The sequence below is a fragment of the Thermoanaerobacterium sp. CMT5567-10 genome (assembly GCF_030534315.2).
In the GTDB taxonomy this organism is placed as follows: Bacteria; Bacillota; Thermoanaerobacteria; order Thermoanaerobacterales; family Thermoanaerobacteraceae; genus Thermoanaerobacterium.
In genome coordinates, this window is record NZ_CP130558.2 from 1 (window position 1) to 12,091 (window position 12,091).

General features: G+C 31.5%; 15 protein-coding genes. 14 read left to right on the forward strand and 1 reads right to left on the reverse strand.

Annotation, left to right across the window (positions count from 1 at the left end; all coding sequences use genetic code 11):
- From priA to Q2T46_RS00065, 13 genes are all read left to right on the forward strand, one after another.
- Positions 1-714 (forward strand): primosomal protein N' (gene priA, locus Q2T46_RS00005; protein ID WP_311062441.1); only part of this gene is annotated, 714 nt, incomplete at its 5' end.
- 11 nt (positions 715-725) lie between these two features.
- Complete coding sequence (def, locus tag Q2T46_RS00010) at positions 726-1,205, forward strand: peptide deformylase (protein ID WP_303264800.1); 480 nt, start codon at positions 726-728, stop codon at positions 1,203-1,205.
- A 1-nt stretch (position 1,206) separates the two neighbouring features.
- Entirely contained in the window at positions 1,207-2,142 is a 936-nt protein-coding gene (gene fmt, locus Q2T46_RS00015) for a methionyl-tRNA formyltransferase (RefSeq protein WP_303264799.1), read from the forward strand.
- 2 nt (positions 2,143-2,144) lie between these two features.
- The gene (locus tag Q2T46_RS00020; RefSeq protein ID WP_303264798.1) at positions 2,145-2,897 is read left to right on the forward strand and encodes a DUF116 domain-containing protein; all 753 of its coding nucleotides are present in this window, start codon (positions 2,145-2,147) and stop codon (positions 2,895-2,897) included.
- Between the two features lie 4 nt (positions 2,898-2,901).
- On the forward strand, positions 2,902-3,585 hold the full coding sequence (locus Q2T46_RS00025; RefSeq protein WP_303264797.1) for a zinc metallopeptidase: 684 nt from the start codon (positions 2,902-2,904) through the stop codon (positions 3,583-3,585).
- 83 nt (positions 3,586-3,668) lie between these two features.
- Positions 3,669-5,012: a 16S rRNA (cytosine(967)-C(5))-methyltransferase RsmB gene (rsmB, locus tag Q2T46_RS00030; RefSeq protein ID WP_303264796.1), complete on the forward strand. Its 1,344-nt coding sequence runs from the start codon at positions 3,669-3,671 to the stop codon at positions 5,010-5,012.
- A gap of 45 nt (positions 5,013-5,057) precedes the next feature.
- Positions 5,058-6,089, forward strand: a complete 1,032-nt coding sequence (rlmN, locus tag Q2T46_RS00035; RefSeq protein WP_303264795.1) for a 23S rRNA (adenine(2503)-C(2))-methyltransferase RlmN — start codon at positions 5,058-5,060, stop codon at positions 6,087-6,089.
- A gap of 5 nt (positions 6,090-6,094) precedes the next feature.
- The gene (locus tag Q2T46_RS00040) at positions 6,095-6,829 is read left to right on the forward strand and encodes a Stp1/IreP family PP2C-type Ser/Thr phosphatase (protein ID WP_303264794.1); all 735 of its coding nucleotides are present in this window, start codon (positions 6,095-6,097) and stop codon (positions 6,827-6,829) included.
- A gap of 4 nt (positions 6,830-6,833) precedes the next feature.
- Complete coding sequence (gene pknB, locus Q2T46_RS00045) at positions 6,834-8,735, forward strand: Stk1 family PASTA domain-containing Ser/Thr kinase (RefSeq protein WP_303264793.1); 1,902 nt, start codon at positions 6,834-6,836, stop codon at positions 8,733-8,735.
- Positions 8,735-9,610: a ribosome small subunit-dependent GTPase A gene (rsgA, locus tag Q2T46_RS00050; RefSeq protein ID WP_303264792.1), complete on the forward strand. Its 876-nt coding sequence runs from the start codon at positions 8,735-8,737 to the stop codon at positions 9,608-9,610. Before pknB ends, rsgA begins: the two co-directional genes overlap by 1 nt.
- Positions 9,611-9,612: 2 nt before the next feature.
- Positions 9,613-10,266 carry a ribulose-phosphate 3-epimerase gene (gene rpe, locus Q2T46_RS00055; RefSeq protein WP_303265736.1) on the forward strand — a complete coding sequence of 218 codons (654 nt, stop codon included), beginning with the start codon at positions 9,613-9,615 and terminating at the stop codon, positions 10,264-10,266.
- Positions 10,263-10,898 carry a thiamine diphosphokinase gene (locus tag Q2T46_RS00060; protein WP_303264791.1) on the forward strand — a complete coding sequence of 212 codons (636 nt, stop codon included), beginning with the start codon at positions 10,263-10,265 and terminating at the stop codon, positions 10,896-10,898. The genes rpe and Q2T46_RS00060 overlap by 4 nt, the downstream gene beginning before the upstream one ends.
- Before the next feature lie 52 nt (positions 10,899-10,950).
- The gene (locus tag Q2T46_RS00065) at positions 10,951-11,136 is read left to right on the forward strand and encodes a hypothetical protein (protein WP_303264790.1); all 186 of its coding nucleotides are present in this window, start codon (positions 10,951-10,953) and stop codon (positions 11,134-11,136) included.
- 162 nt (positions 11,137-11,298) lie between these two features.
- On the opposite strand, the gene rpmB is transcribed toward Q2T46_RS00065, so the two are convergent.
- A complete protein-coding gene (rpmB, locus tag Q2T46_RS00070; protein WP_399387663.1) occupies positions 11,299-11,490 on the reverse strand; it encodes a 50S ribosomal protein L28 in 192 nt (63 codons plus the stop codon).
- Between the two features lie 244 nt (positions 11,491-11,734).
- On the opposite strand from rpmB, the gene Q2T46_RS00075 reads away from it, so the two are divergent.
- Positions 11,735-12,085 carry an Asp23/Gls24 family envelope stress response protein gene (locus Q2T46_RS00075; protein WP_013297990.1) on the forward strand — a complete coding sequence of 117 codons (351 nt, stop codon included), beginning with the start codon at positions 11,735-11,737 and terminating at the stop codon, positions 12,083-12,085.
- Positions 12,086-12,091: the final 6 nt, after the last annotated feature.

Here is a 12,091-nt window from a genome sequence, read left to right on the forward strand (position 1 = left end):
AAAGAAATAAAAAAATTATTTCCTAGAAGCAGAGTTTTAAGAATGGATGTAGATACTACGAAAACAAAAGGAGCCCATGAAAAAATTTTCAATGAGTTCAAAAATGGACATGCAGATATTTTAATAGGTACTCAAATGATATCGAAAGGCTTTGATATTCCTAATGTAACATTGGTTGGAGTAGTCTTAGCTGATGTAACGCTAAATATAACAGATTTTAGATCGGGTGAAAAAACTTTTCAGCTTTTAACTCAGGTAGCAGGAAGAGCTGGGCGAGGAAGTAAACCTGGAAGAGTAATTATTCAAACATATGAAGAAGATAATTACAGTATTGTATCAGCAAAAAATCAAGATTATGAATCATTTTATAACGAGGAAATTCGGTATAGAGAAATTTACATGTATCCACCTTTTACACATTTGCTAAATATTGTAATTTCAGGTCCTATAAAAAATGATGTGGTAAATTGTGCAGCGTCAGTGTATAATTTAGTTTATAAAACTATTAACAAAAGTGAAAAAAAGAGCTATAATAAAGTGTTAGGTCCGTCGTCTGCTCCTATAGAAAGAATAAAGAATAACTATAGGTGGCAGATTATTATAAAATCCAGCGATAGAGGTATTTTGCAGAATGTTTGCGATGTTTTAAATACTCTTAAGTTGCATAGAGGCATTAAAATATCGTTTGATTTGGACCCGCTAAATTTAATTTAAGGAGGATTTTTATGGCATTGAGGTATATTAGAAAAATAGGAGATCCTGTATTATATAAGAAGGCAAAATATGTTGAAAAGATTGATGATCATATATTAATGATTTTAGATGATATGGCAGAAACTATGTATAGTGCAGATGGTGTTGGACTTGCTGCGAACCAAATCGGAATTTTAAGAAAGCTGGTTGTCATAGATATAGGCGATGGCCTCATTGAATTGATAAATCCAGAAATAATTCTAGAAGAAGGGGAGCAGATAGGACAAGAAGGTTGCTTAAGTGTACCAAATGTAACTGCGGAAGTTAAAAGACCTAAGAAAATCAAGGTTAAGTATCAAGACAGAAATGGAGATATAAAGGAAATAGAAGGAGAAGACTTTTTAGCTAGAGCATTATCACATGAAATAGATCATCTGAACGGAGTATTATTTATTGACAAAGCGATAAGGATTATAAATGAAGATGAAGAAGAAAAACTGGAGGCTGAGTGATTTGAACATTGTGTTTATGGGAACACCTGAATTTGCTGTTCCATCTCTTGAAAAGCTGATTGAGTTCGGCCATAATGTAATGCTGGTTATAACTCAACCTGACAAGCCAAGAGGTAGAGGCAAAAAAATATCTTATTCTCCTGTAAAAGAGTGTGCTATAAAAAACAATATAGACGTATTCCAGCCGCCAAAACTTAAAAATAATAAAGAAGTATTTGATAAGTTAAGGAAGCTGAATCCGGATTTGATTGTTGTGGCTGCGTATGGTAAAATTCTGCCTGAAGAGATATTGCAAATACCAAGGTATGGTTGTATTAATGTACATGCATCTTTGCTCCCAAAGTATAGAGGTGCAGCACCAATAAATTGGGCGGTTATAAATGGCGAAAAGGAAACAGGAATAACAATCATGTATATGGAAAAAGGATTGGATACCGGCGATATTTTATTGCAAAAGTCTATCCCTATATTGGAAGAAGATAATTCTGAAACTGTTCATGACAAATTAGCTGTTCTTGGTGGAAATGCTTTGATTGAAGCGATTAATAAAATGGTAGATGGTGCATTAAAGCCTGTAAAGCAAGATGATAGCAAGGCAACATATGCTCCAATATTGGAAAAATCTATAGGACTTATTGATTGGCAAAAGAGCGCAGTTGAGATAAAAAATCTTGTAAGAGGACTGAGACCCTGGCCTGTAGCATATACGTATTATAAAGGCAATATGTTAAAAATATGGGCAGCAGAAGTATATTCATATGAAGGTAAAGAAAAGCCGGGCACTATAATTACTACAGGCAGTGCTTTAATAGTTAAATGTGGCAAAGATGCATTAAAAATATTAGAAATTCAATCAGAAGGTAAAAGAAGAATGACTGTGGAAGAATTTTTGAGGGGCCATACAATTGAAAAAGGTGAACAATTAGAGGGGATATAATTTTGACAGGTAAAAAACGTATATTTTTAGGTCTTTTAAGTGTATTAATAATTTTATTGATTGCCGGAATTTTATTTCTATTGTTCATATTAAAAAGTAAAAGCTCTGTAATGTACAATTTATTAATGGGCTCTTTAATTTTGTTTTTTTCAATAGTGACTATTTTTTTGATTTTTTGTATTATTGGTTTTATATATTTAGTTTATAGCAAAAGTAATAACCGTACATTAAATAAGATATTGTTAACTTTAATAGATGCTTCGTATCCAGTATTACAGATATTAGGTGGATTTTTAGGCATTGATAGAGAAAAATTTCAGCAGTCTTTTACAAATATAAATAATTTTTTGGTTAATTCTAGACATGAGAAATATTTGCCTGAGGAACTTTTAATATTGACGCCACATTGTTTACAATTTAATGAATGTAAATTTAAAGTGACAAACGATATTGATAATTGCCGAAGGTGTGGAAAATGCCAAGTCAGTGATCTAATAAAATTAAAAGATAAGTATGGCGTTAAAGTTGCAGTCGCAACAGGAGGTACATTGGCAAGAAAAGTCGTGAAAGATATAAAGCCCAAAGCTATTATTGCCATTGCTTGTGAAAGAGATTTGACAAGTGGAATATTGGATGTAAAAAAAATACCCGTTTATGGTATAATAAATACAAGACCTAATGGTCCATGTTTTAATACAAAGGTAAATATAAATGAGATTGAAAAAGCGATCATAAATTTCACGAATGGAGGATAGTATTATGTTTTGGTATTATGATCCCACATATATTTTGCTTATACCTGCAATTTTGCTTGCGATGTATGCACAATTTAAAGTTCAAAGTACGTTTAGTAAATACTCAAATGTCAGAAATAGATATGGCTATAGAGCATATGAAGTTGCTAGAAGATTGCTTAATGAAGCAGGGCTTTATGATGTAAGTATTGAAATGATACCAGGAAGTTTAACTGATCATTATGATCCAAGAAGCAGGGTATTGAGGTTGTCTCAGACAGTATATGGAAGTGATTCTATAGCAGCTATAGGTGTTGCAGCACATGAAACAGGACATGCAATACAGCATGCTAGTGGATATATTCCACTCAAATTAAGAAACGCCATTGTTCCAGTCGCTAATATTGGCACCAGTGTTTCTTGGCCGCTTTTGATAGTGGGATTTATATTTGGTTCTACACAGCTAATCGATATAGGCATTATATTATTTTCAGCAGTAGTTTTATTTCAGATAATAACACTGCCTGTGGAGCTGAATGCAAGCAATAGAGCTATAAAGCTTCTTGAGTCAGGTGGACTCTTTATGAGGGATGAACTTTATCCAGCAAGGCAAGTGCTTAATGCAGCAGCATTAACTTATGTTGCTGCGGCATTTGCCTCTATTATGAATCTTGTCAGATTATTAATACTAAGGGATAGGAGAGACTAATTTTCTATCCCTTCTTTTTTAGACATTTTATTTTTTATTGATAAAAGTTATTTGAGTATTTTAAATAAATACAGAGGTGTATTATGAATCAGCGAGATATTGCTTTTAAAATTTTATACGACGTATTTGCAAAAAAAGGTTATTTAAATATTGTGCTTAATAAATATTTAAATAATGATGAAATAGAAGACGTAGATAAAAGTTTTATTAAAGAGATAGTTTTTGGGCCGATAGAAAGAAAGTATACGCTAGATCATATTATCGATCATTACTCAACGAGAGGTATTAAAAAAATTGACGATAAGGTTCTTATAATACTTGAAATGGGTTTGTTTCAGCTAATGTATATGGACAAGGTTCCCGATTATGCAGCTATAAATGAATCAGTTAATCTTGCAAAAAAGTATGTAGGAAAGTATGCTTCTAAGTTTGTCAATGCAGTATTGCGAAGTTATTTACGCAATACTAAGCAGATTAAGTTTTTACAACCTGATGAAAACTTAACCGAATATTTATCTTTTAAATATTCATTTCCTGAATGGATTGTTAAAAGACTGTTAAATAATTACGATAGAGATGCTACAGAGAGTATATTAGAATCGCTTAATGGCAGACCTGAAATATCAATCAGGATTAATACTTTAAAGATTGATGGAAAAAGTTTTGAAAAAAAATTAAAGTATAGGGGACTTAACTATAAAAAAGGATTGTACAATGATGAGGCTTACTATATAGGCTTAAAAAATATTACCAATGATGAAATGTATAATGATGGATTAATACAGGTTCAAGATGAAGGAGCCATGATTATTTCAAAGGTTTTATCTCCGGAGCCTGACGACATGGTGATGGATGTTTGCAGTGCGCCTGGAGGAAAAACTACTCATCTGTCTCAATTAATGAATAACAAAGGTAAAATAGTAGCGTTTGACATATATGAACATAAAATAGACTTAATAAAAAGAAATTGCAGGAGATTAGGCATAGATAATATAGATGCACTTGTATTTGATTCAACTAATGTAAATAGTGAATATATTGATAAAGCTGATAAAGTTCTTGTTGATGTTCCATGCAGTGGAATAGGGATCATAAGAAAAAAACCGGATATAAAATTGAAAAATTATACAGAGAAAGATTTTGAAGAACTAAATAACATACAGTATCGCATACTTTCTTCCAGCTCTAAATATGTAAAAAGGGGTGGGTATATTTTATACAGCACTTGCACAATAGGCAGAGAAGAAAATATGAATGTAGTTGATAAGTTTTTAAATGAAAATAAAGAGTTTAAGATTTCTGATATAAGGCCTTTTTTGCCAGAGAAATTAATATCTTATGTAGATGATAGAGGATGTATACAACTGCTACCAAATATAAACAATACAGATGGTTTTTTTATATGCAAAATGCAGAGAAATAACTAATTTTTTATGATATAATATCTGTAAGAAAATTTGGAGGCGTTTTAATTGGTCGATTTAAAAAATATGACTATTGATGAACTAGAAAAATTTTTTATCGATATTGGAGAAACAAAGTACAGAGCAAAGCAAGTTTTTCAATGGATCTATAGAGGAGTAACAAATTTCGATGATATGACAGATTTAAAAAAAGAGTTGAGACAAAAATTAAAAAATATAGCATATATATCTAGCTTAAAAATTGTTCGGAAATTGGTTTCAGATGTAGACGAGACAGCAAAGTATCTTTTTTTACTTGAGGATGAAAATATAGTTGAAGGTGTGGCTATAAAGTATAGTTTTGGCAATACTTCCTGTATATCTACTCAGGTAGGATGCAATATGAAATGCTCATTTTGCGCATCAGGAATTGAAGGAAAAGTTAGAAATTTAAAAGCATCTGAAATGGTAGATGAAGTTCTTATAATGAATAATGATTATGGTAAAATATCAAATATAGTATTGATGGGCAGTGGAGAGCCATTTGACAATTATGATGAGGTTATGAAATTCATAAAAATTGTCAATAATCCCTTTGGTATGAGCATAGGCATAAGGCATATTACTATTTCTACATGTGGGATTGTTCCGAAAATTTATGATTTTGCAAATGAAGGTTTAGGTGTTAATTTGTCTATATCATTACATGCACCTACGGATGATTTAAGAACACAGTTGATGCCAATAAATAAGGTATATCCCATAAAAGATTTGATAAAAGCATGTAAGTATTATATTGATAAGACTCATAGAAGAGTGACTTTTGAATATTCGCTAATAAAAGATGTAAATGATAGCCATGAGATAAGCGTAAAATTATCAAAGCTCTTAAAGGGTCTTCTGTGCCATGTTAATTTGATACCAATTAATTATGTAGGTGAAATTGGATATAAGAAAGCTGACAATAGGAAAATAATGGCTTTCAAAAATACTCTTGAAGAAAATGGCATTACGTGTACAGTTAGGCGTGAGCTTGGTAGTGATATTGACGCTGCTTGTGGGCAATTGAGAAGGAAATATTTAGCTGGAAGGGTGAAATAAAACAAATGTTAGTATATGCTTTGACAGATACAGGCAATGTTAGAGAAAATAATGAAGATTCGTATTATATTTCTGATAATAAGAATCTAAATCTTTTTATAGTTGCTGACGGCATGGGTGGATGCAACGGTGGAGAGGTTGCAAGCAAATATGCGGTAGAGACAGTAACTAAGTATTTTTTTGACAATTATGATAATTGTAACAAAGATGACGAATCAATAAAAAAATTTATAAAAGATGCAATAACAACAGCAAATTCTTTTGTTTTTAACAAGTCGTTTTCTGATATAGATTTAACTGGAATGGGTACAACATTAACTTTACTTTTAATAGAAAATGATAACTATTTTGTCGGTCATATTGGAGATAGCAGAGCATACCTCATTAGAGATGGTAGTCTTATTCAAATTACAGAAGATCACTCATATGTGGAAGAACTAGTAAAATTAGGTAGGATAACGCAGGAAGAAGCAAGAATTCATCCGCAAAAAAATATAATAACTAGGGCATTGGGCATTGATGAGGATATAGAAGTTGATATATTTACTGGTAAGGTTTTAAAAAATGATGTTTATTTGTTGTGCACAGATGGATTGACCAACATGCTTACAGATGATTTGATTCTTGAAGAGTTTAAAAATTCTGAAAATATAAACGAAGTATGTGATAATTTAATAAAACTTGCCAAACAAAATGGTGGATATGATAACATTACAATTGTGGCGGTAAAGGAGGCGTGACAATATGATAGGGAGAATGCTTGGCAACCGATACGAGATATTGGAAAAAATTGGTGAAGGTGGTATGGCAAAGGTTTATAAAGCTAAATGCCATCTTTTAAATAGAATAGTTGCCATAAAAATATTGCGCTCTGAATTTGTAGCAGATGAAGAATTTGTGAGAAGATTTAAAAGAGAATCACAAGCAGCAGCTAGCCTTTCTCATCCTAATATAGTAAGTATATATGATGTAGGTCAAGAGGGAGATATTTATTATATTGTAATGGAGTATGTAAATGGTAAAACATTAAAACAATTGATAAGAGACGCTAATGGGCCTTTGCCTTTACCAAAAGCTCTCGACATAACAAGGCAGGTTTGCAGTGCATTGGAACATGCTCATAAAAATCATATTGTCCACAGGGATATAAAGCCACAGAATATACTAGTAACAGATGATAATATTGTGAAGGTTACCGATTTTGGGATAGCTAGGGCTGCAAATGGTTCAACAATAACATATGGTGGCGGAGATGTGCTTGGTACTGCTTATTATTTCTCGCCTGAACAAGCGAAAGGTGCTATGATAGATGAAAAGACTGATATATATTCTCTAGGAATTGTTATGTATGAGATGCTTACAGGTAAAGTTCCTTTCGAAGGTGAAAGCCCAATTTCAGTTGCATTAAAGCATATACAAGAAAATATTGTGCCGCCATCTAAAATAAATCCAAAAGTACCGTACAAACTGGATAAAATAGTATTAAAGGCAACAGAAAAAGATATAAATTTTAGATATAAAAGTGCAAGCGAACTATTAAATGATATTGAGACATATATAAATAATCCAGATAAATTGATTATAGCAGATGAAAATGATAATAATGTAACGCGGGTCATGAAATCTGAAGAAATAAATGAGAAGCTATCAGGAACGAAGACTCTTAAAAAGAAGAAAAAGAGTGGCAAAATTTTTAGAAATATAGGAATTGCATTGCTAATTCTGGCATTAATGGCATCGCTATCGTATGGAACCATGTATTTTTTGAATAACATGGCAATAGCAGATGAAGTAACTGTTCCTAATATAAAAGGGCAAACTCTTGATAAGGCAACAAGCATTTTAGAAAGCAATAATTTAAAATTGAACATAACAGATAGCCAGTACAGCGATGCACCAACTAATACAATTTTATCACAGAATCCGCCAGCTGGGGAAAGGGTAAAGAAAGGAAGTACAGTAAATGTAGTGGTTAGTAAAGGCAAACAGACATCAGTCGTGCCAAATGTTATAGGCAGTGAATATAGGGATGCACAATTAAAAATTAAAAATAGCGGTTTAAATGCTAACTTGATTTGGGATTATAATGACAGCTATCCTAATGGTTATGTGTATGACCAAAATCCAAGGCAAGGTGTTCAAGTTGAAAGCAATACTGTTGTTGATCTTTACGTAAGCAAAGGTCCAGAAATGGTAACAGTACCTAATGTTGTAAATATGTCACTTGACGATGCAACAAAAGCATTGGAAAATGTCGGTCTTAAAGTTGGTAATATAACAACCCAGTCTAGCGATAGTGTGCCTGACAACTTTGTAATAGACCAGAGTATTCCCCAAGGCACCAGTATACAAAAAGGTAAATCTGTAGATTTAATTGTCAGTAAAGCAGTTCAGCAGCAACAGCAGCAATCACAATTACCATCTGATTACAAAACAAAAAATATTACAATAGATTTACCAAATCAAGAAGGGACTATGAAAGTTGATGTTTATGTGATACAAGATGGCAATAAAACATTACAATATTCTAATACTTTTACTTCTGCTGATAGTCCAATAACAGTTCCTGTTAGTGGCAAAGGAAATGTTATTATAGAAGTTGATATAAATGGCAGTATATATAAGACAATGGGGGCGAAATTTTAGTGAGGTTAACTGGCAGAATTATAAGAGGCATTGGAGGGTTTTATTATGTATATACCGAGCATGGCATTATAGAATGCCGTGCTCGTGGTAAATTCAGAATATCAAACATCGTACCAATAGTAGGGGATAATGTTGATATTGAAACAGAAAATTTAAAAGATGGTTTCATAATAAATATACATAACAGAAAAAATGAATTAGTAAGACCGCCAGTATCTAATGTTGATCAAGCAATAATAACTTTTTCTATTGTAAATCCTGTTTTAAATAGACTACAGCTTGATAAAATGATTATATTAACTGAATTAAATGAAATACACCCTGTAATATGTATAAATAAGATTGATTTAGTGACTGAAGATGTTTTTCTACCATTGTATAATTTATATAAAAATTTAGGCTATGACGTTATTGCTACTTCAAAGTTTGATAATAGTGGTATTGATAAGTTAAAGGCAATGTTGATTGGAAAAACTTCGTTTTTTACAGGGCCGTCAGGCGTAGGAAAATCATCGTTAATAAATTGTATACATGGAACTAATAAGCAGGAAATTGGAGATTTAAGCGAAAAGCTGCTAAGAGGAAAACATACTACAAGAAGTGTAGAGCTTATTCCTTTTGAAAACGGCTATGTATTAGATACGCCTGGTTTTACTTCATTAAATTTAGATTTAGATGAAGCTGAACTTAAATATTATTTTAGAGATTTTAAAGAATATGAAACAAATTGCAGATTTAAATCGTGTTTGCACATAAATGAACCTGATTGTGGCGTAAAAATTGCCGTAAGTAATGGGTTAATAGATAAAATACGATATTCTAATTATCTAAATTTATATAATGAGTTAAAGTCTAATAAAAGGAGGAGATATTGAGAATGGAAATTTCTCCATCTATATTATCTGCAGACTTTGGGAATTTACTATCTGATATAAAAAAAGCTGAAAAAGAAAAACCTGAATTTTTACATATAGATGTAATGGATGGACATTTTGTTCCAAATATTACAATTGGCCCGTTGGTATTAAAGGCTTTGAAAGGTAAGACTGATATTCCCTTTGATGTACATTTAATGATAGAAGATCCTGATAAATACATAAAAGAATTTGCCGAAGCAGGGGCAAAAAATATCACGGTTCATCAGGAAGCATGTTTACATTTAGATAGAACGTTGCAGTTTATTAAATCTATTGGTATTATGGCTAGTGTTGCATTAAATCCAGCAACACCGTTAGAAACATTGAAATATGTACTGCCATCGGTTGATATGGTTCTGATAATGACTGTAAATCCTGGGTTTGGGGGACAGGTATTTATAGATGAAATGTATGAAAAAATACGTGAACTAGCATATATTAGAAAAAGTAGAGGATTGAATTTCAAGATAGAGGTTGACGGTGGGATTAATGTAGACAACATCAATGATGTAGTTTTTGCTGGAGCTGATGTGATAGTGGCAGGATCCTCAATATTTGGTAGTGGCGACCCTGGAGAAAATATAAAAAAACTTAGAGGTGCAGTAAAAAGATGAAAACATGCATTATTTCAAATGGGGAGTTTAACGACTCTGATTATATAAGGGAATTAATTAATAATTGCGATTATGTAATTTGTGCTGATGGTGGTGCAAATATTGCATATAAATTAGGAATAGTTCCCAATCTCATTATAGGAGATCTTGATTCGGCAGATAAACAAATTATTGACTATTATAAAAAAGATGGCGTTCAAGTAGATAAATATCCAACAGAGAAAGATGAAACAGATACTCAGTTAGCGACGCTTAAAGCTATAGAACTTGGAACTGATGAAATCATATATATAGCATCAACAGGAAGCAGATTTGATCATTCTATAGCAAATCTGTCACTTCTATTGTACCTACTAAAAAGAAATATAAAGGGAATAATAGCAAGCGAAAAAAATGAAATTCATCTTGTAGATAGGTCTTTAGAATTAGAAGGCAAGATAGGTGACATTGTTTCATTAATTCCATATAGTACAGATGTAAAGGGAATATACACTGATGGATTATATTATTCTTTATCAGGGCAGGATATGTCATTGGATATGCCTTATGGTATAAGCAATGTTTTTATAAATAATAAGATTAAGATTAAAATTGACAGTGGATTATTATTAGTAATAAAATCTAAAGATTAGCACATTACCCTTTCCTTTCGAATAAAATATTATTGTGTAAGGAGGGGGTTTTATGTGGAACAAAATATATAGAAAAATAAGAAACTTAAATAAAAAAATGAATTACTCAATAGGATATATAATTATGGCTTTAGGAATTTTTATTCTTGTAATATACATACCTAGCTGGCTATGGATGGTACTACTAGGTCTATCTGTTATAATGATCGGATATTATATTAATGCATATTTCAAATAGTAAATAAATAGTTTAGAATAGAAATGATAAAGGGGGATAAATATGAGCAAGAAAAAAGAACCGAAAGTCTTTTATTTTAAAATTCCCGGTTTTATTAAAAAATTTTTAAGTTCTATAATCAAAGGTAAAAAATAAAAAGCGTGCATTTATGCACGTCTTTCTTTATATGGCCCTCTTAACCTTCCCTGATTTTAAACATTTCGTACAAACATTTAATCTTACAGGTGTTCCATCAACAATAGCTCTAACACGTTTTAAATTTGGCTGCCATTTCTTTATTGATTTTCTGTGGGAATGACTATATTGATACCCTGCCATTGGTGTTTTTCCACAAACGTCGCATTTTCTCATCATGTGCACCTCCTTTTTGTCAACAATACCATTTTAACAAAAAAATAAATTTTCTTCAAGGTTAATAATTAATGAACTTAATTTATGCATTTACACAACAATGATATTTTAACATTATATTTCATATATGTAAATACTTTTTGAATTAAAATTTAATAAATAGTTCCATAATATAGTAATTATTTTTCCTTTGTTGATGATTTAAACAGGATAAGGTAAAATATAATTATGATAGGAGGTTATATAAATGGATCAAACCAAAAATAACTTAGGTAAAATAGATATTTCTACAGATGTTATTGCATCTATAGCGAGTTATGCGACTTCTGAATGTTATGGTATTGTTGGCTTAGGAAAGCGTGGACCTGATGGACTCATAGAGCTTTTTAAAAATGAACAATCAGGTAAGGGAATTAAGATTACATCAGACGAAGACGGAATGGTTATAGATTTGTACATTATAGTTGAGTACGGTGTAAATATAAAAACTGTTGCAGCAAATATAATTGAAAAAGTTAAGTATACTATAGAGACATTTACTGGAATCAAAGTTAAAAATGTAGTCGTAAATGTGCAGAGCATAAAAGTTGATATCTGAGGAGGA